19 protein-coding genes and 1 riboswitch are annotated in these 18,321 nt (G+C 68.2%); of the genes, 10 read left to right on the plus strand and 9 right to left on the minus strand.

What is annotated here, in order from left to right:
- Positions 1-48 precede the first annotated feature (48 nt).
- Positions 49-2,304 carry an AAA family ATPase gene (locus EV191_RS02710; RefSeq protein ID WP_132875180.1) on the plus strand — a complete coding sequence of 752 codons (2,256 nt, stop codon included), beginning with the start codon at positions 49-51 and terminating at the stop codon, positions 2,302-2,304.
- Positions 2,305-2,329: 25 nt separating this feature from the next.
- Here EV191_RS02710 and EV191_RS02715 read toward each other — a convergent pair whose 3' ends face one another.
- Positions 2,330-2,983: a LytR C-terminal domain-containing protein gene (locus tag EV191_RS02715; protein WP_132875181.1), complete on the minus strand. Its 654-nt coding sequence runs from the start codon at positions 2,981-2,983 to the stop codon at positions 2,330-2,332.
- Positions 2,980-3,303, minus strand: coding sequence for a DUF3263 domain-containing protein (locus EV191_RS02720; protein ID WP_132875182.1), 324 nt, complete (start codon positions 3,301-3,303; stop codon positions 2,980-2,982). Before EV191_RS02720 ends, EV191_RS02715 begins: the two co-directional genes overlap by 4 nt.
- Positions 3,304-3,503: 200 nt before the next feature.
- Between EV191_RS02720 and EV191_RS02725 the strand changes: the two genes are divergently transcribed.
- The 5 genes from EV191_RS02725 (at position 3,504) to EV191_RS02745 (ending at position 8,551) form a co-directional block, all read left to right on the plus strand.
- The gene (locus EV191_RS02725; RefSeq protein WP_132875183.1) at positions 3,504-4,076 is read left to right on the plus strand and encodes a peptide deformylase; all 573 of its coding nucleotides are present in this window, start codon (positions 3,504-3,506) and stop codon (positions 4,074-4,076) included.
- 176 nt (positions 4,077-4,252) lie between these two features.
- Positions 4,253-5,896, plus strand: a complete 1,644-nt coding sequence (thiC, locus tag EV191_RS02730) for a phosphomethylpyrimidine synthase ThiC (RefSeq protein ID WP_132875184.1) — start codon at positions 4,253-4,255, stop codon at positions 5,894-5,896.
- Positions 5,893-6,735 (plus strand): bifunctional hydroxymethylpyrimidine kinase/phosphomethylpyrimidine kinase, encoded by an 843-nt coding sequence (gene thiD, locus EV191_RS02735; protein WP_132875185.1) that lies wholly within the window; start codon positions 5,893-5,895, stop codon positions 6,733-6,735. The genes thiC and thiD (EV191_RS02735) overlap by 4 nt, the downstream gene beginning before the upstream one ends.
- A 67-nt stretch (positions 6,736-6,802) precedes the next feature.
- Positions 6,803-7,648 carry a bifunctional hydroxymethylpyrimidine kinase/phosphomethylpyrimidine kinase gene (gene thiD, locus EV191_RS02740; RefSeq protein WP_132875186.1) on the plus strand — a complete coding sequence of 282 codons (846 nt, stop codon included), beginning with the start codon at positions 6,803-6,805 and terminating at the stop codon, positions 7,646-7,648.
- A gap of 102 nt (positions 7,649-7,750) precedes the next feature.
- Complete coding sequence (locus EV191_RS02745; RefSeq protein ID WP_424565432.1) at positions 7,751-8,551, plus strand: ion transporter; 801 nt, start codon at positions 7,751-7,753, stop codon at positions 8,549-8,551.
- A 9-nt stretch (positions 8,552-8,560) separates the two neighbouring features.
- Here EV191_RS02745 and EV191_RS02750 read toward each other — a convergent pair whose 3' ends face one another.
- From EV191_RS02750 to thiO, 4 genes are all read right to left on the minus strand, one after another.
- A complete protein-coding gene (locus tag EV191_RS02750) occupies positions 8,561-9,004 on the minus strand; it encodes a MarR family winged helix-turn-helix transcriptional regulator (RefSeq protein WP_132875188.1) in 444 nt (147 codons plus the stop codon).
- Positions 9,005-9,138: 134 nt separating this feature from the next.
- Positions 9,139-9,894, minus strand: a complete 756-nt coding sequence (gene thiG / locus EV191_RS02755) for a thiazole synthase (protein WP_132875189.1) — start codon at positions 9,892-9,894, stop codon at positions 9,139-9,141.
- A 3-nt stretch (positions 9,895-9,897) separates the two neighbouring features.
- Positions 9,898-10,098, minus strand: coding sequence for a sulfur carrier protein ThiS (gene thiS / locus EV191_RS02760; protein WP_132875190.1), 201 nt, complete (start codon positions 10,096-10,098; stop codon positions 9,898-9,900).
- A complete protein-coding gene (thiO, locus tag EV191_RS02765) occupies positions 10,099-11,232 on the minus strand; it encodes a glycine oxidase ThiO (protein ID WP_132875191.1) in 1,134 nt (377 codons plus the stop codon).
- Positions 11,224-11,335: riboswitch (TPP riboswitch) on the minus strand. (Overlaps the previous gene by 9 nt.)
- A gap of 64 nt (positions 11,336-11,399) precedes the next feature.
- Between thiO and thiE the strand changes: the two genes are divergently transcribed.
- Positions 11,400-12,068 (plus strand): thiamine phosphate synthase, encoded by a 669-nt coding sequence (gene thiE / locus EV191_RS02770; protein WP_132875192.1) that lies wholly within the window; start codon positions 11,400-11,402, stop codon positions 12,066-12,068.
- A gap of 47 nt (positions 12,069-12,115) precedes the next feature.
- Here thiE and EV191_RS30890 read toward each other — a convergent pair whose 3' ends face one another.
- A complete protein-coding gene (locus EV191_RS30890) occupies positions 12,116-13,417 on the minus strand; it encodes a hypothetical protein (RefSeq protein WP_132875193.1) in 1,302 nt (433 codons plus the stop codon).
- A 148-nt stretch (positions 13,418-13,565) separates the two neighbouring features.
- Here EV191_RS30890 and EV191_RS02780 point away from each other — a divergent pair, with 148 nt between their 5' ends.
- Positions 13,566-14,513, plus strand: a complete 948-nt coding sequence (locus tag EV191_RS02780) for a threonine ammonia-lyase (RefSeq protein WP_132875194.1) — start codon at positions 13,566-13,568, stop codon at positions 14,511-14,513.
- Between the two features lie 12 nt (positions 14,514-14,525).
- Here the strand turns inward: EV191_RS02780 and EV191_RS02785 are convergent, their stop codons facing one another.
- Complete coding sequence (locus tag EV191_RS02785; protein ID WP_132875195.1) at positions 14,526-15,278, minus strand: GntR family transcriptional regulator; 753 nt, start codon at positions 15,276-15,278, stop codon at positions 14,526-14,528.
- Between the two features lie 247 nt (positions 15,279-15,525).
- On the opposite strand from EV191_RS02785, the gene EV191_RS02790 reads away from it, so the two are divergent.
- Entirely contained in the window at positions 15,526-16,542 is a 1,017-nt protein-coding gene (locus EV191_RS02790) for an SIS domain-containing protein (RefSeq protein ID WP_132876107.1), read from the plus strand.
- On the plus strand, positions 16,539-17,486 hold the full coding sequence (locus EV191_RS02795) for an N-acetylglucosamine kinase (protein WP_132875196.1): 948 nt from the start codon (positions 16,539-16,541) through the stop codon (positions 17,484-17,486). Before EV191_RS02790 ends, EV191_RS02795 begins: the two co-directional genes overlap by 4 nt.
- A gap of 5 nt (positions 17,487-17,491) precedes the next feature.
- Here the strand turns inward: EV191_RS02795 and EV191_RS02800 are convergent, their stop codons facing one another.
- Positions 17,492-18,202: a DUF3159 domain-containing protein gene (locus EV191_RS02800; RefSeq protein WP_243658719.1), complete on the minus strand. Its 711-nt coding sequence runs from the start codon at positions 18,200-18,202 to the stop codon at positions 17,492-17,494.
- Between the last annotated feature and the right edge of the window lie 119 nt (positions 18,203-18,321).

The following is an 18,321-nucleotide window of genomic DNA, read 5'->3' on the forward strand; positions in this document are numbered from 1 at the left end:
AACAACGCGGTCACGGGGCGCGCTCGCCAGCAGCGATAGGGTGGGCGCGTGACTTCCGCGCAGATCACGCTGACCGTACGGCACTCCCCCTCCGCAGTGGACACCCGACGCGGAGTGGTGCGGCTGCACCCCGAAGTACTCGACGCGCTTGGCCTGCGGCAATGGGACGCGGTGCGGCTGACCGGCGCCAGGGTGAGCGTGGCGCTCGCCGCCGAGGGCGACCCCGCCGGCGCCCCCGGCGTGGTACTCACCGACGACATCACCATGTCCAACGTGGGTGTCACCGAGGGCGGCGAACTGGTACTCGCGCCGGCCGACGTCCGGCCCGCGCAAACGATCACCGTGTCCGGCTCGCGGATGGCGAGCAAATCCCTTGCCCCGGAAACGGTCCGGCTCGCCCTGCTCGGCAAGGTACTCACCGTGGGCGACGCGGTTTCCCTGCTCCCGCAAGATATCGCGCCACCACCCGGCGCGGATGTGGCCGGCGCGCGCAGCAAACTCGCCGCAGCCGTCGGCGCGAGCTGGACCAGCGAGCTGCTCACCGTCACCACGACCGAGCCGGCCGATGCGGTCGTGGTCAAACCAACCACCGTGCTTGCCTGGCGCGACGGCGCCCGGACCGGCGAACAAGCCCGGCCAGCGCCACCCACGATCCAGACCCCCGCGCCACAGGCCAGCCCGGCCCAACCAATGACGGCCGCCGCGGCCGCACCGGCCGAGCCACCGCATCCACCCGTGCCACTGGCCGATCTGGTTGGCGCGCAGGAAGCCGCGCGCACGCTCATCGAATGGCTGGAACTCGCCTACCAGCACCCGGAACTGCTCGAAAAGCTCGGCGCGGCACCTCGACTCGGCGCGCTGATCACCGGCCCGGAAGGCGTCGGCAAGGCCACGCTGGTCCGCTCAGCCACGCACGCGAGCAACGCCGCACTGGTGGAACTCGCCGCGCCGACCCTCGCCTACCTCGAACCCAACGCCGCCGCGCGCCAGCTAGCCGAGATCGTCGCGCACGCCGTCAGCACCGCGAGCAACACGCCGACCGTGCTACTCGTGACCGATGTGGACGCGCTGTTGCCAGCCACCGACCCGCCACCGGTTGCCACGGCCGTGCTCGACGCGCTACGCGAAGCGCTGCGGACCCAGCGACTTGCCGTGGTCGCCACCAGCGCGCACCCGGAATCGGTGGACCCCCGGCTACGTGGCGTTGACCTACTCGACCGCGAACTCAGCCTGCCGCTGCCCGAAGCGAAGACCCGGATCGAACTGCTCCGGGTGCTACTCAGAGACGTACCCGTGGAATCCGATGTGGACCTTTCACTGGTCGCCGAGCGGGCGCCGGGGTTCGTCGCGGCCGACGTCATCGCGCTGCGCAGGGAAGCCGCGATCCGCGCCGCGCTGCGCCAGCGCGAGGCAGACCAGCCGCATATCGCCCAGCAGGACCTGCTCGGCGCGCTGGAAACCGTCCGCCCCACCTCGATGTCCACTTCGGACACCTTGCAGACCGGCGGCCTTGACCTGGACGATGTCGGCGATATGGCCGAGGTCAAACAATCGCTCAGTGAGGCCGTGCTCTGGCCGCTGCAGTACCCGGACTCGTTCCAGCGGCTCGGCGTCGATCCGCCACGTGGAGTGCTGCTCTACGGCCCGCCGGGGTGCGGCAAGACCTTTCTGGTGCGCGCGCTCGCCGGCACCGGCAAACTCAACGTGTTCTCGGTCAAGGGCGCCGAGTTGATGGACAAATGGGTAGGCGAGTCCGAGCGCGCCGTCCGCGAGTTGTTCCGGCGCGCTGCCGAGGCCGCGCCGGCAATGATCTTTCTGGACGAAGTGGACGCGCTGGCGCCGCAACGTGGCCAGTCAAGTGATTCCGGCGTCGCCGACCGTGTGGTAGCGGCGCTACTCACCGAGCTGGACGGGATTCAGCCGCGCAGGGACGTGGTGATCCTTGGCGCGACCAACCGGCCGGATCTGGTCGACCCTGCGCTGCGCCGGCCGGGCAGGCTGGAGCGGCTGGTCTACGTCCCGCCACCGGATGCCGAAGCACGGGCGGACATCCTGCGCGCCGCGGCGAAGAACACCCCATTGGGCGCGGATGTGCGACTGGACGAGCTGGCCGAAAGCCTGGACGGCTACTCCGCAGCCGACTGCAGCGCGCTGATCAGGGAAGGCGCACTGACCGCGATGCGGGAAACGCTGGATGCCGCGGAGGTCACCGCCGCACACCTGGCGACCGCAAGGGAAGCAGTACGCCCTTCGCTTGATCCCGCCCAGCTGGCCCAGCTCGCTGGCTTCGCGGACCGCCACTGACCGGTCGACCGACGAAGGCTGGCGGCTACTTCTCGCCTTCGTAGTTGCTCGTCACGATGACGATAACCCCGGACCCGGAATCCTTGATGCCGTCGAACCGAGGCTCCGCGCGCAACCCGAAGTTGAACGCGAGCTGTTTGGCCGCGGCCTCTTCCGAGGTGCCCGGCCGGAAGTAGGCGGTGCTCTCCGGAATCGTGCCGCTGCCGTAGTTACCCACCTGAGTAACGTTCCAGCCCGCGCCCCGGAAGTCGCTGGCCGCGTTGTCCGCCAGCCCCCTGATCGTGCTGTTGTTGTAGACCCGCAGCGGGACATCGGAATGCGCCCGCTGACCATCGCCACCGTTACCGGCTTGCTGGTCCGCCGCGGAGCCGTCCGACTCGTCCCCGTCGTCCTGCCCGCCGTTGCCACCATTGCCCTGACCATTCGGGCGCGACTCACTCGGGCTCGGTCGCGCCGACTCGTTCTCGCTCGGTGCGGTCGGCTTCGGCCCGTCCGATTCGGTCGCGCTCGGTGGCGCGGTAGCCGCCGGCGGCTGATTCGTCGGCGCCGCGGCATCCTCCGAATCGTCACCGCTGGTAAGCGCGGTGACGCCGCCGATGACGAGCGCGAGTCCAGCGATACCGAGCAGCACCAGGCCAGCGGCGCGGGCCGGACGCGACAACGCGGAAGGGTCAGTCATGTCAGCTCGATCCCCAACCTGCGCGCGACGCGCGTCCGCTGCCTGCTCGCCCGCGTCCGCCGCAATCGTTTGACTAGCATCGGGTCTGTCCGCACCGCTTCGGGCTTGTCCAGCAGCGCGTTCAGTACCTGGTAGTACCGGGTTCCGGAGAGGTTGAACCGCTCCCGGATCGCCTGCTCCTTCGCGCCCTGGTACCGCCACCACTGGCGCTCGAAGGCGAGGATTTCGCGCTCCCGAGTGGTCAACCCATCACTGGGCGCCTCATCGTGCGCCGATGGCAGCGGTTCACAGGACCGAGCCTCGGACTCCGCGAGGTCCATCTGGCTCCTTGGCGACGGTCGGGGACGGGTATCGGGTGAATCACACGAAGGTGATCCACGCGCGTCATTACACCACGTGACCCCGACAGAGCCAGCGTTATCCTCCGGCGCGTCCGGGTGACAACCTTCGCGAGTCACGCATACCGGCTGTTGACCAAGCGCCCGTTAGCCGCGGACCGTCGGGCACTACCCTTTCCGGTATGGCCGTACACCCCATCCGGATCGCCGGGGATCCGGTACTGCACCAGCCGACCCGCGAAGTGACCGAGTTCAACGACGAGCTGCGCACGCTCATCGACGATATGTTCGAGACGATGGAAGCGGCGAACGGCGTCGGGCTCGCCGCGAACCAGATCGGGGTGGACCTCCGGCTGTTCGTCTACGACTGCCCGGACGACACCGGCACGCGGCACCGCGGCCTGGTGGTGAACCCGGCACTGAAGACCGCCGAGATCCCGGAGACCATGCCGGATCCCGAGGACGATCTCGAGGGCTGCCTTTCGGTGCCCGGCGAGGGCTACCCGACAGGCAGGGCGAGCGAGGCAAGCGTCACCGGCTTTGACGCGCACGGCGCGCCGATCACCGTGGATGGCACCGGCTACTTCGCCCGCTGTCTACAGCACGAGACCGACCATCTGGACGGCTACCTGTACCTGGATCGGCTGATCGGCCGGCACGCAAGGGAGGCCAAGCGGATGCTCAAACGAAACAAGTGGGGGCGGCCCGGCCTTTCCTGGGATCCCGCGGACGCCAGCGATCCGCACCACGAATAGGCAAGGGAACCCGAAAGCGCCCTTGGCAGGACGGAACACGGTAGCTATCGTCGACGACGTCAACTGAACAACGCGGGAGCTCGCGCTATGGCGGGCTGAGAGGGTGGCTGGCGCCCAGCCGGTGCCACCGACCGCAAGAACCTGACCGGGTAATGCCGGCGTAGGGAGGCAAAGTCGTGACGGCACTTGACGATCGCTCCGTTCGTCCCACAATCACCACGGGCCCGATTTCCGGCTCGCACAAGGTTTATGTGGGCGCCGATCAGGTACCGCGGCGCAGGGTCGAGCTGACCAATGGCGAACACGTCGACCTGTACGACACCTCGGGCCCGTACACCGATCCCGAAGCCACCATCGATCTCCACAATGGACTACCGAAACGGCGCGCTGGCTGGATAGCCGAGCGCGCACCACTAGATGGCGCGGTGAGCCAGCTTGCCTACGCCAAAGCCGGGGTGATCACCCCGGAAATGCGATTCTGCGCGCAGCGAGAAGATCTGGACCCCGAGTTCGTTCGCGCCGAAGTCGCGCGCGGGCGCGCGGTGATCCCGGTTAACCGCAACCATCCTGAGTCGGAGCCAGCGATCATCGGGAAGAACTTCCTGGTGAAGGTGAACGCGAACATCGGCAACTCGGCGGTCTCCTCCTCGATCGAAGAGGAGGTGGAGAAGATGGTGTGGGCGACCCGCTGGGGCGCGGACACCATTATGGACCTGTCCACGGGCAAGCGGATCCACGAGACGCGCGAATGGTTGTTGCGGAACTCGCCGGTTCCGGTTGGCACGGTGCCGATCTACCAGGCGCTGGAGAAGGTCAACGGCGAACCGGAAAAGCTCTCCTGGGAGGTCTACCGGGACACCGTGGTCGAACAGTGCGAGCAGGGCGTCGACTACATGACCGTGCACGCCGGCGTGCTGCTTCGCTACGTGCCACTGACCGCCAACCGGGTAACCGGGATCGTGTCCCGCGGCGGTTCGATCATGGCCGCATGGTGCCTCGCGCATCACCGCGAGTCCTTCCTGTACACGCATTTCACCGAACTCTGCGAGATACTGCGGCAATACGATGTGACCTTCTCGCTCGGCGATGGCCTGCGGCCGGGCTCCATCGCGGACGCCAATGACCGGGCACAGTTCGCCGAGCTGGAAACCCTCGGCGAACTGTCGCAGATCGCACGGGACAACGACGTGCAGGTCATGATCGAAGGCCCCGGCCACGTACCGATGCACAAGATCGCGGAGAACGTCCGGCGCGAGGAAGAACTGTGCGGTGAAGCGCCCTTCTACACGCTCGGTCCACTTGCGACCGATATCGCGCCTGCCTATGACCACATCACCTCGGCGATCGGCGCGGCCCAGATCGGTTGGGCGGGTACCGCGATGCTTTGCTATGTCACCCCGAAGGAACACCTCGGGCTACCGAACCGGGACGATGTGAAAACCGGCGTGATCACCTACAAGATCGCCGCGCACAGCGCGGACCTGGCAAAGGGGCACCCGCACGCACAGGAATGGGATGACGCGCTTTCCAAGGCACGCTTCGAGTTCCGCTGGCACGACCAGTTCAACCTCGCGCTCGACCCGGACACCGCGCGTGCCTATCACGACGAGACGCTGCCGGCCGAACCAGCGAAAACCGCGCATTTCTGCTCGATGTGCGGCCCGAAATTCTGCTCGATGCGAATCACCCAGGACATCCGCGACTACGCCAACGAACATGGACTGTCCACTGTAGAAGCTATCGAAGCTGGTATGCGGGAGAAATCCGAGGAGTTCGCCGAGCAGGGCAACAAAGTCTATCTACCCGTGGTGAAACAATGACGGGCTATACGCCACCAACCGCGCTGACCATCGCCGGATCGGATTCCGGCGGTGGCGCGGGAATCCAAGCCGACCTGCGCACGTTCTTCGCCTGCGGGGTACACGGGATGACCGCGATCACCGCGGTCACCGTGCAGAACTCGGTTGGCGTCGAAGGGTTCTCGGAGATCCCCACCGACGTGGTAACCGCGCAGATTCGGGCCGTCACCGGCGATATCGGGGTGGCGGCAGCCAAGACCGGCATGCTCGCCACCGCCGAGATCATCCAGGCGGTCGCCGCCACCTGCCGGGACGTGGGGATCGGTCGCGCCGGGCAAACTCCGCTCGTGGTGGACCCGGTCGCGGCTTCGATGCATGGCGACGCGTTACTCAGGGCGGAAGCCCTGGAAGCGATCCGGGCCGAGTTGCTGCCGCAGGCGAGCCTGGTAACCCCGAATCTGGACGAGGTTCGGCTACTCACCGGGCAGGACGTGCACTCGGCGATGGAGCAGCGAGACGCGGCCGTCGCGCTGTATGCCCTGGGACCGGAATGGGTACTGGTCAAGGGCGGCCATATGCGCGATGACGAGAAATGCGTCGACCTGCTCTACGACGGCAGCGAGTTCGTGGAGCTCAGCGGTGCTCGCTACGAGACCAACAACACGCACGGCGGCGGCGACACACTGGCCTCGGCGATCACATCGGCGCTCGCGAACGGACTGGCCATGCCGGATGCGGTGCGCTTCGGCAAGCGATTCATCGAACGCAGCGTGGCCGAGGCCTACCCGCTCGGCCGCGGTGTCGGCCCGGTCTCGCCGTTCTGGCGGCTCCCGCCGACCAACGAGTTGTCGCCACCGTGAACGCGACATTCCCGACAGTTGCCCGGGCCGGCCGCGCTGGCCAGGCAGCGGCGGTGACACTGGAGGGATGACACCAGCCCAAGCACCGCCGGCCGCGCTGACCATCGCCGGCTCCGATTCCGGTGGCGCGGCCGGTTTACAGGCCGACCTCCGCACCTTCCTGACCTGCGGCGTGCACGGTCTGGTCGCGGTCACCGCGGTCACCGTGCAGAACACTCTCGGCGTGCACGGTCGCTCGGACGTCCCCGCCGATATCGTCGCGGGCCAGATCGAAGCGGTCGCCGCGGATATGGCCGTCGGCGCGGCCAAAACCGGCATGCTGGCTTCCGCGGAGATCATTGGTGCCGTGGCCGAGGCCTGCGACCGGGCGAATATTGGCGCTGGCGCCGAAATCCCGTTCGTCGTTGACCCGGTGGCCGCGTCGATGCACGGCCACCCGCTGTTCGACGAGGCCGGCCTGACCGCCCTGCGCGATCTGCTGCTCCCCCGCGCCACCGTACTCACGCCCAATCTGGACGAAGTACGGCTGCTCACCGGGATCGAGGTCAGCGAACGAGCGCAGATGCGCGCGGCCGCGGTCGAACTACATGCCCTCGGGCCGCGTTATGTGCTGGTCAAGAGCGGCCACCTGACGGCAGACGCGGAATGTATCGATCTGCTCTACGACGGCAGCGAGTTCGTGGAACTTCCCGGCCCTCGGCATGACACCATGCACACCCATGGCGCGGGGGACACGATGGCCGCCGCCCTCACCGCTGGCCTGGCACGGGGTATGTCCGTGGTCGATGCCGCCCGGTTCGGCAAGTGGTTCGTCGGCAACGCCGTGGCGCACTCCTACCCGATGGGCGCCAAGGTTGGCCCGGTATCCGCGTTCTGGCGGCTGGCCGAAGAAGATCAGCAGGCGACCGGATAGCGATCCCGCGCACGTCTGCGGGAAAAGCGCCGCGGCCGACGCGGCGGTCCCGCTACGATCACCCAGCCGGATCAGCACCGCACAGGAGACGTACGAGTGAGCATGCGCGAACGGGTACTCCGGTTCGTGGAGCATTCCGCATTTCAGCGGTTCATCATCGCGGTAATCATCGCGAACGCCGCCACGCTCGGGTTGGAGACCTCCTTCTCTACCGAGACCAGAACCGGCGAGCTACTGTTCGTCGCCGACCGGGTGGCCCTGACGATCTTCGTGATCGAGCTGGCGCTGCGGCTCTACGCACATCGCTGGCGGTTCTTCCGCGATCCATGGAGCGTCTTTGATCTGGTGATCGTGCTTATCGCGTTGGTGCCGGTATCCGGCCCGTTCGCGGTGATGCGCGCACTGCGGATCCTGCGCGTGCTGCGGCTGATCTCGGTGGTGCCTTCGATGCGCCGGGTGGTGACCGGGCTGCTCAAGGCGATCCCCGGGATGGCCTCGATCGCCGCGCTACTCGCCCTGATCATCTACGTCTCCGGGGTGATCGCCACCAAACTCTTCGGCGATATCGCCCCCGAGTACTTCGGCAACCTCGGCCAGTCGCTTTTCGCGCTGTTCCAGGTGATGACCGGCGAGGGCTGGCCGGATATGGCCGACGCCGTGATGGCTGAGGCACCGTTGGCCTGGATCTTTTTCGTCGGCTACATCCTGGTTTCCAGCTTCGCGGTGCTGAACCTGTTCATCGCGGTGGTGGTGAGCGCGATGGAGGAGCAGGTCACCGAGGAGGCAAGGCAGGAAGAAAACGTGCACGCCGCGGAGCACACCGCGCAGAACGAGCAGATCCTCACCGAACTCCGCGAACTCCGTGCCGAGCTGGCCGAGCTCCGCGTGCGGCGCCCGAACTAGCGCACTTCCTCAGCGCGGTTCGGGCTCGTCGGAGAGCAAGGCTTCGAGGGCGGGAAGCGCCGCGGCCAGCGCGTCGAGCTGCTCCGGCCGTAGCCGGTCCAACCGGTTGGCCAGCTCGTGAATCCTGGTCGAGCGCAGCCCGGAGACGATCCTCGCGCCCTCCTCGGTCGCGGTGGCCAGCCAGGCCCGCCGGTCCGCCGGATCCGGATCCCTGGTGACATACCCCAGCTCGACAAGGGAGGTCACGATGCGCGACATCGTGGCCGCGGCGACGCTTTCCTTGGCGGCCAGATCACCCAACCGCATCGACCCCTGGCTGGCCAACGTGGCCAGCGCGGAAAGCGAACCCTGCCCGGGCCCGGTGGTGACGGTCTGCCGAAGCGACCGGGTCAACCGGACAACGGCGAAATACAGCCGGTCGGTGAAGTCATGCTCGGCGTCCGACGTGGTCACAGCACGCCTCCCTAGGCTGCCTCGGGCGCCATCGGCACCACGGAACTACGAATTTGGTTCCCGAAGAATGCCAGACAGCCCACTCGATACCCCGCATCCGGGTGGTTCGACGCGTTGCCCACCTTGCTGACGCGTTACCTCGGCGGGCTCGAGGCCCGCGCCCAGAACCGCTGCGGGATCCGCCCCGCGCCCCTGGCAAGCCGGCCGGCGCGCACCCCATCGCGCATCGCCTCGGCCATTCGCTCCGGATCCTGCGCCCTGGTAACCGAGCTGGCCAGCAGCACCGCATCGCAACCAAGCTCCATCGCCAGCGCCGCTTCGGAGGCGGTACCGATTCCCGCATCGAGTACGACGGGAACGTTGGCCCTTGCCACGATCAGCTCGATATTGTGCGGGTTCCGGATGCCGAGCCCGGTGCCGATCGGCGAACCGAGTGGCATCACCGCGGCGACACCCGCCTCGGCTAGCCGCAGCGCGAGCACCGGATCGTCGTTGGTGTAGGCGAGTACCGTGAAACCGTCCTGCACCAACTGTTCGGCGGCCTCAAGCAGCTCCACCGGGTCGGGCAGCAGGGTCCGCTCGTCGGCGACGACCTCCAGTTTGATCCAGTTCGTGTCCAGCGCCTCGCGCGCCAACCGCGCGGTCAACACCGCCTCCGCGGCCGACTGGCAGCCCGCCGTGTTCGGCAGCGGCGTGATATCCAGCCTGCGCAACAGATCCAGCACGCCGGTGCCGCCCTCGGTATCGGCGCGGCGCATCGCCACGGTGGTCAGCTCGGTCCCCGAGGCCACCAGGGCGCGCTCGAGCACGGCGAGATTCGCCGCGCCCCCGGTGCCCATGATCAGCCTGGACGAGAACTTGCGGTCCGCGATCACCAATGGATCCGGCACGACTCAACCTCCCTGTACCGCGGTGAACACTTCGATCCGCGCTCCGTCTGGCACGTCGGTACTCGCCCATGCGGAACGCCGGACCAGCTGACCGTCGAGGGCAACGGCCACCCCGGAGTCCGGGTACCCGCGCTCTCGCAGGACGTCCTCGACCGTGCCGCCCTCGGCCAGCTCGACCTCGACGTCGTTCACTTTCGCCCGCATCTAGCCATCCTCCCTCGAACGACGCCAGCGCTCCGGACTTGCCGCGGCGACCGCCTCCGGCACCGGGACGCCAGCCAGATAGTCGAGTACCGCCGCCGCGGTGACCGGCGCGAGCAGCAGGCCGTTGCGGTGGTGCCCGGTCGCGGCGAGCACCCCTGGCTCCAGCCAACCGATCGTCGGCAGGTTGTCCGCACTGCCGGCCCTCGGCGCCGCGGCGCACTCGAGGAGTTCGTATTCCCGAATGCTCGGCAGTACCCGCTCGGCGTCCGCGAGCAGATCCCGCACACCGCCCGCGGTCACCAAGGTGTCGAAGCCGGCCTCGTACTGCGTGGCGCCAAGCACCAGCTCGCTGCCATCCTTGGGCACCAGATAGATCGGCCGAGCAGACACCGCGGCTCGTACCGTCCTCGCCGGTGGCGGTAGGCAGCCAGGGCGCGCCCGTAGCCGCAGGATCTCGCCCTTGAGCGGTCGCACCACGCCGGCCAATGCCTCGTGCAGGCCGGCACTCCATGCGCCAGCGGCAAGCAGCACCACCTCACAGTCCACACGGGAGCCATCGGCGAGCCGCACCGAGCCAGGGCCCACCGATTCGGCTGGCTGGGACCGAAAGACCACCCCGGCACCGGCCGCGGCCTTGCCGAGCGCCCGCAGCAACAGTTGCGCGTCCACCGAGTACTCGCCGGGAACGTGCAGTCCACTTCGGATGGCCGCCCCGACTCCCGGTTCCAGTGCGCGCAGCTGCCGCCCGGTCAACCGCTCCACCTGGCGATCCTGCGTAGCCAGATAATCAGCCAGTGTCGTCAGCTGCTCGCGATCCGCGCTGTCGTAGCCGACCAGTACGGTACCCTCGGCGCGCAGCCCGAGCTCGCCACCAACCGAGGCGAGCTCGGCCGCGAACTCCGGCCACTGCCGCAGGGACAGCTCGCCGAGCCGGAGGACGTCCTCCTCGCCCGGCCATGCCTCGCTGATCGGTGCCAGCATGCCGCCGGCAACCAGGGAAGCGCCATCGCCAGCGGCCGGATCGACCAGCGTCACGGCATACCCGGCGCGTGCCGCCCGCCATGCGGTGGCAAGACCGATCACGCCGCCGCCGACGATGGCAAGCCGAGTAGCGGTTTGACTCTGTTTTGACATTTCCCAACTCCCTGCGCCGGCATGACCCGGATCAGGTTCAACGGTCGGAGCCAGCAAAAGCTCCCTCTCAGCCCGGTCCCGCCAGGCTCCCGTGCACCACGACCAGCATAACGCGTCAACCGCGCGGAAGGCGAACACGCGCGAGCGCCCAAGGTAGGGTCGCGGGCGTGCCTGGATTGGACGCTACGCAGATCCGCCGCAAACTGGCCGACGCCCGGCTGTACCTGTGCACCGACGCGCGCACCGAGCGTGGTGACCTCGCCGAGTTCGCCGAAGCCGCGCTCGCTGGCGGGGTGGACATCCTGCAACTGCGCGACAAGTCGGCGGGCGCGCCGCTGGAAGCGCGTGCCGAGCTGGCCGCGCTGGAAGTCCTCGGCGAGGCCTGCGCCCGGCATGGCGCGCTACTCGCGGTGAACGATCGAGCGGATATCGCGCTCGCGGCAGGGGCCGACGTGCTGCATCTCGGGCAGGACGACCTGCCGGTATCGGTCGCCAGGCGAGTGGTCGGCGAGCACGTGGTGCTCGGCCGCTCCACCCACAGCGCTGAGCAGGCTAGCGCGGCCGCCACGGAACCGGGCGTGGACTACTTCTGCACCGGTCCCTGCTGGACCACCCCGACCAAGCCAGGCCGGCCAGCGGCCGGCCTGGACCTGGTGCGCGAAACCGCGGCCAGCGGCGCCACCCGGCCGTGGTTCGCCATCGGCGGGATCGACGCGGCCCGGTTGCCCGAGGTGCTCGCCGCCGGCGCGGACCGGGTCGTGGTGGTACGCGCGATCACCGAAGCCGAAGACCCCCGTGCGGCCGCCGACTGGTTCCGCACACGACTGCGGGGCTGAGCCTCGGTAGGCCCAGCCCCGCTTCGTTTCCCTGCTATCCAGTGCCGTCACTCGTTCGGCAACGGCCCCTGGTCCTGCTGCTGCTCCGGCTGTGGAGCTGGTTGCGGTGCCGGCTGGGGGTTCGGCTCCTGACCCTCGGTTGGCTCCGGCTCTTCGGTCGGCTGCGGCTCCTCGGTCTGTTCCGTTTCCTCCGGCGCCTCGCTCTGCTGCGGCTGCTGGTCCTGCTGCTCGGTCGGCTGCTCCGGCTGTTCGCTCGGCGTGCTGCCGTCCTGCGGCGCCGGCTGCTGCTGCTCGGGCTGCTGGTCGGTCGGTTCTGTCGAGTCGCCCCGGTTGAACATCCCGCCAATTGAGGTCCGCGAGTCGTTCCCGGAGATCGAGTTACCCGTGATGCCCTCAAAACCGGTGACAGCCAACATCGCGATCCCGAAGCCAAGCAACGCCGTCGCGATGATCAGCGGCCACTTGAGCTTCTTGGGCATCCGGCGCTTACCGTTACCCGGCTCCGCTAGGTCGGCTGTCTCCAGCGCGGTGGTCGGCTCCCCGCCGCGCGCGGCGGCGCTCGGCACCCCCGCCAACTGGCCCTGCTTTCCGACGTACTGCGTGGCCGCACCGAGGTGCTGCGTCTGGTCGGCACCCGGTGCCACCGGCCGGAAGACCCTAGTGTGCTCCGCGTCGGCAAGCGAACGCTGACCCGGCTGACGCTGCGTAGCCGAGTCGGCAGGAGATTGACGTTGGGTAGCCGGATCCACCGGAGACTTGCCAGTGACACCGGGCAGGGCCGTGGTTGGCGGCGGCTGCCCTGGCCCGCGTGGGGCGGTGCCCCGCTGGGTACCCGGTCCCCGCCACTGCTGTCCGTGCTGTCCTGGTTGACCCTGTCCTGGTATTGGCTGGCCCTGCCCTGGTTGACCGCTGCCAGGCAACGGCCGATACCCGCCCTGCCGCGGCGGATCCACCGGCGCCGCTACTCGGGTTCCGGGTTGCTGGCCGCCCTGCGCTGAACCCTGCGGGGCCGAACTCTGCGGGGCCGCCTTACTCGGCACCTTCAGGGTGGTGCGCACTGGCACCTTCGCGAGGTTGTCCTTGACCTTGTCCTTGGTGCGTTCCATGGACCGCTGGTAAAGCGAATGGCCCACGGTGGTGATCATGCTCGCCACACCCGCACCAAGCACCGTGCCGTACACACCGAGCAACGAACCGACGAAGGCAGCCGTGACGGCGGCAAGCGCGGCCGCCGTCACCTGGATCGGCGAAATGCCAATCTTTTCTGAAGTTTTCTCCTTCTCGCCGGCACTCTCGTCCGCCACATCAACGGCGCCGCCGGCTTTGTCCGTACGCATCTTGTCGTTCAACTCGCTGTCGGCACTCCTTCCCCTCCCGCCAGTCCTAACTGTTATGACGTTTTCCGAGTTCCCCGCGTTAGCAACAGGTGACCGCCGACACGGCGATGGTCCATAGTGGACAAATGCCCAGTTCCGGCGAATCGGGCACAATGGCATTGTGCAGCTAATTACCGTCGACGACATCACCGACGCGAGGGAACGGTTGGCCGGCATCGCCGTGCGCACCCCACTATTAAGCGTCCCAGAAAACTCCCGGAATCGCTTGTGGATCAAGCCAGAGAATCTGCAGCCGGTCGGCGCATTCAAGATCCGCGGCGCGCTGAACGCGATCGGCAAACTTCCCGAACCGGTGCGCCAGCGCGGCGTGGTGGCTTGGTCCAGCGGAAACCACGCACAGGCTGTCGCCTATGTGGCAAGGGAATTCGGCATTCCGGCGACAATCGTGGTGCCCGATTCGACGCCACGCATCAAGATCGAATCCACCCGCGCGCTCGGCGGTACGGTCGTCGAAGTACCGATGGCGGAGCGGGAATCCCGCGCCTACCAACTCGTCAGTGAACTCGGCGCGACGCCGATTCCGCCGTTCGACCATCCAGATGTGATCGCGGGGCAGGGCACCGTCGGCCTCGAAATCGCCGAACAACTGCCCGATGTCGACGTGGTCTTGATCCCGGTGAGCGGCGGCGGGCTCGCCTCCGGCATCGGCACCGCCGTACGAGCGCGGTGTCCCCGGGCCCGGATCTACGGCGTTGAGCCGGAACTCGCCGCGGACGCGGCGGCCAGCCTGCGCGCGGGCGAGTTGATCCGCTGGGCACCGGAGGACCGCGCCCGGACCATCGCGGACGGGTTGCGGGCCGAACCGTCCGAACTCACCTTCGCGCATCTGCGCAGCGTTCTGGACGGCATGCTCACCGTGACCGAGGAGGAGATTCGGGCCGCGCTCAAGCTACTGATCGAGCGGACCCGCACGATCGTGGAACCGTCCGGCGCGGTCGCCGCGGCCGCCTGTCTCTTCCACGGCGCCGAGCTGCCCACCGGGCAGACCGTGGCGGTCGCCTCCGGCGGAAACATCGACTCCGGCCTGCTCCGCGAGATACTGGACTGATCCGACGAGCGGTTACGGACGGTTCAGCGTGGTGACGAACTTGTAGCGGTCTCCGCGATAAACCGAACGTACCCACTCCACCGGTTTACCGCCGACGGCAAAGGAGTGCCGGGAAAGCAGCAGCGTCGGCATGCCGACGTCGGCCCCGAGCAGCTCGGCTTCCTCGGGGCCGGCCAAGGCCGTCTCGATGGTCTCCTCCGCATGCCCCATCTGGACGCCGAACTGCTCGCGCAGAACCTCGTAGAGCGAACCGCCCGCGCTCACGTACTTGCGCAAACCACGAAACCGCCCGGAAGGCAGGTGCGAGGTCTCGATCGCCATCGGCTCGCCGTCCGCCAACCGCAACCGGCGCATCCGCAGCATCTTCGCGCCGTTGCGCACCCCGAGCAGCTTCGCCAGCTCCCCCTCGGCCGGCTCCTCGGCGATATCGAGCAATCGAGAAGAGGGGCGTTTGCCTTGCGCGCGCATATCCTCGGTGTAGGAGGACAGCTGCAGCCGCTGCGCAACCTTCGGTTTCGCGACGAAGGTGCCCTTACCCTGCACGCGGTGTAGCCGCCCCTCCACGGTGAGATCGGCAAGTGCCTGGCGCACCGTGGTACGCGAGACATCGAAGGCGGAGGCGAGTGCCCGCTCTGTCGGAATCGGCGAACCGGGAGTCAGCGTCGCGATCAGCTCGACCAGGTGCCGCTTGAGCCGCCAGTACTTCGGCTCACGGAGCGTTCGCGCGCCAGCATCGGGCGTCACGGTGGTAGAGGCTTCCAGCATCGCTAATCTCCTCGACTCGACCGGCCAGCTGGACCACACCGACCCTTGCCAGCTTTCCGCGCTCCCGCCCAGGATGCCTTGCCAGTACCTCGGCGGGCGAAGAATGTAGGAAGAACGTGATTCGCGCTACGTCCGCCAGCCACGGTAGCATTGGTCTAGACCAAGCCATAGCAGTTACCGGGGCCGGTAGATACTTCTGAGGAGACCGATGACGAGCATTTCGCCCGATGTGACACCCGGTAAACACATGGCGGCGGAGATCGCCGAACAACCGGCCGTGCTATCCGGGCTCTACGCCAACCGGGCGGAGATCGCCCAGCTGGCCGAGGCGATTCGACGGCACCGGCCACGGTTCGCGCTGCTCGCCGCCCGTGGCTCGAGCGATCATGCCGCGCTGTACGCGAAGTACCTGGTCGAAGTGCTGCTCGGACTGCCGGCCGGTTTGGTGTCCCCGTCCACCATCACGCTCTACGAAGCCGAGCCGGATCTGCGCGATGTACTGCTGATCGCGGTCAGTCAGAGCGGCGGTTCGCCGGATCTGCTCGCGGTTACCGAAACCGCGCGGGCCAGGGGGGCGCTGACCGTCGCGGTCAGCAACACCGCGGACTCGCCACTGGCGAACGCCGCACAGTACGCGGTGCCGATCGGCGCGGGCACGGAAACCGCGGTGGCCGCGACCAAAACCTACTCGGCCACCCTGCTCGCGCTCTACCTGCTGATCGACGCGGTACGCGAGGGCACCGGCGAGCATGCGGCCGCGCTCGGCGAACTGGCCGAACAAGCCCTTACCGAATGCACCGGTCCAGTGGAGGAAGCCGTCCAGCGGTATCGCTTCGCCGATCGGATGGTGGCCTGCGCCCGAGGGTATTCCTACGCGAGCGCCTGCGAGTCCGCGCTCAAACTCGCCGAGACCAGCTATCTGCACGCGCGCGCCTACAGCGGGGCTGATCTGCTGCACGGGCCGGTGGCCGCGGTCGACCCGGAAACCGCCGTACTGGCCATCACCAGCGCCGGGCGTGGCGGCGCTGCCATGCACGAGGTGCTGGACACCGTGCGGCAACGCGGCGCGGACGTACTCGCGGTCGGCTCGGCGGCGACCCACGCGCCCGCGGCACAGCGCATCCCGCTGCCCGAATGCGCCGAGGAAGTGGCGCCGGTATTGGAAGTACTGCCCGCGCAACGGCTCGCGCTCGGGCTCGCCCTTGCCCGCGGATTCGATCCCGACCAGCCACGTGGCCTCAACAAGGTGACCAGAACCCGATGAGTTACGTACTCGGGGTGGACACCGGTGGCACCACAACCCGCGCGGTGGTCACCGATCTGGCCGGCACGGTGCTCGGCACGGGCCGATCCGGTGGCGGCAACCCGAACTCGCATGCCCCGGAACAAGCGGCCAAGCACCTCGCCGAGGCGATTGACGCCGCACTGCACGGCGTCGCAGCTCCCGCGGAGGTCGCCGCCGCGGTGGTCGGCATGGCCGGCACAAGCAAACTCACCGACCCGGCCGTCGCCAGTACGTTCGCCACCGCATGGGCCTCGCTCGGCTGCGAGGTCGATATCCGCACCGACGTCGAGGTCGCCTACGCCTCGGCGACCGCCGAACCGGACGGCACCCTGCTGATTGGCGGCACAGGTTCGATCGCCGGCCAGATCCGGACACGCCGGCTGATCCGCACGGTGGGCGGCTATGGCTGGCTACTCGGCGATGAGGGCTCGGCGTTCTGGGTTGGCAGGGCGGCAATCCGGGCAACGCTGCGCGCGCTGGAAACCGAGGACGCCTTGGGCGAGCTGGCCGGCAAGGTACTCGCCGAATCCGGGCTCGGCCCGGACGAGCCAATGGCCAGGCGCCGGCTGTGGCGGGAGCTGATCACCGCCGCCAATGCCCAGCAACCCATCCAGCTCGCCCGGTTCGCCCCGCTGGTGAGCACGGCTGCCGAGCAGGCGGATCCGGCCGCACTGGAGATCGTGCGCGAGGCAGGTGACGTACTGGTCCAGCTGGCGCTGGACGCGCGGGAGGCCGCGGAGTCGACCCCGGTGGTACTCGCCGGCAGTGTGCTCGGCCAGGACTCGCCGATCGGCCGGCGGGTCCGCACCGAACTGACCGGGCACGGTATCCGGGTGCTCAGTACCGGTGACGGGGTACGCGGCGCGGCGTGGCTCGCAGCGGTACGGATTCTCGGCGAGCAGGCGCCGCATCCACTCGGCTGAGCTGGCTACGGTGCGGGCCGTTCGGTCTCTTCGGACTCGTTTTCCTGGCGCCTGACTTCTGGGTCCTGGCCGGCGATCCGCGGGTGTCGCAGCCCCGGGTGGTCGGCGGGCAGTGTCGCACGCAACACCCAAGCGCTGATCGCGATGGTCACCGCGATCAGTGGCCAGGACAACGCCACCCTGGCCACCCCGAGCGCGACCACCTCACCTGCCCACCACAACGTCGCGTAGACCGCCACGCGCAGCGTGTACTGCACGAACACCCAGATCCAGCTGGCAAGACCGTATGCCCGCAGCAACGCCGGATCACGCCGCCAGCTGGTCTTCTGACCGAGCGCGAACCCCACTACTACGCCGAGCAGTGGCCAGCGCAACACGATGCTCGCCGCCCAGGCCAGCGCGCTCGCGATGTTCATCAGCAGCTGGATGAGAAAGAAGTCCTGCGCGCGTCCGGTGTAGAGCGCCAGCAGCGCGGCCGCGCACACTCCGGCCACGCTGATCAGCACGGCGCCCAGCTTGCCGCCGCGAACCAGGCGCAGAATCCCGATCACCAGACCAACACCGACCGCCGCGGCGGCACCAATCAGAATCGAGTTGCTCGCGAGCAGCCAACCGACTACAAAGGCCGCGGGCGGCAGGCTGGCGTCGAGCGCGCCCCGGCGCCCGCCGAGCAACGTGGCCAGCGAGTCATCGCGCTCCGTCCGCACCTCAGTCACGCCTCCTACCCTGCCTCATTTCGCGAAGGTTAGGCAGACCTAATTTGAACCGACCTGGCCCGCCGGAACCAACGGTGGCGTAGGTTCGATCAACGGGGGCATGCTGGGACATGTTTGGG

Origin of the sequence: Tamaricihabitans halophyticus (genome assembly GCF_004340875.1) — a bacterium.
In the GTDB taxonomy this organism is placed as follows: Bacteria; Actinomycetota; Actinomycetes; order Mycobacteriales; family Pseudonocardiaceae; genus Tamaricihabitans; species Tamaricihabitans halophyticus.

Excerpts from the sequence above, each read along its gene's own strand:
- EV191_RS02790 (WP_132876107.1), top strand. The coding sequence starts at position 15,526 with ATGGCGGCGGAGATCGCCGAACAACCGGCCGTGCTATCCGGGCTCTAC.
- thiS (WP_132875190.1), bottom strand. The coding sequence starts at position 10,098 with ATGCGGGCGAAAGTGAACGACGTCGAGGTCGAGCTGGCCGAGGGCGGC.
- thiD (WP_132875185.1), top strand. The coding sequence starts at position 5,893 with ATGACGGGCTATACGCCACCAACCGCGCTGACCATCGCCGGATCGGAT.
- EV191_RS02785 (WP_132875195.1), bottom strand. The coding sequence starts at position 15,278 with ATGCTGGAAGCCTCTACCACCGTGACGCCCGATGCTGGCGCGCGAACG.
- thiD (WP_132875186.1), top strand. The coding sequence starts at position 6,803 with ATGACACCAGCCCAAGCACCGCCGGCCGCGCTGACCATCGCCGGCTCC.
- EV191_RS02725 (WP_132875183.1), top strand. The coding sequence starts at position 3,504 with ATGGCCGTACACCCCATCCGGATCGCCGGGGATCCGGTACTGCACCAG.
- EV191_RS02715 (WP_132875181.1), bottom strand. The coding sequence starts at position 2,983 with ATGACTGACCCTTCCGCGTTGTCGCGTCCGGCCCGCGCCGCTGGCCTG.
- EV191_RS02745 (WP_424565432.1), top strand. The coding sequence starts at position 7,751 with ATGCGCGAACGGGTACTCCGGTTCGTGGAGCATTCCGCATTTCAGCGG.
- EV191_RS02720 (WP_132875182.1), bottom strand. The coding sequence starts at position 3,303 with ATGGACCTCGCGGAGTCCGAGGCTCGGTCCTGTGAACCGCTGCCATCG.
- thiO (WP_132875191.1), bottom strand. The coding sequence starts at position 11,232 with ATGTCAAAACAGAGTCAAACCGCTACTCGGCTTGCCATCGTCGGCGGC.
- EV191_RS02795 (WP_132875196.1), top strand. The coding sequence starts at position 16,539 with ATGAGTTACGTACTCGGGGTGGACACCGGTGGCACCACAACCCGCGCG.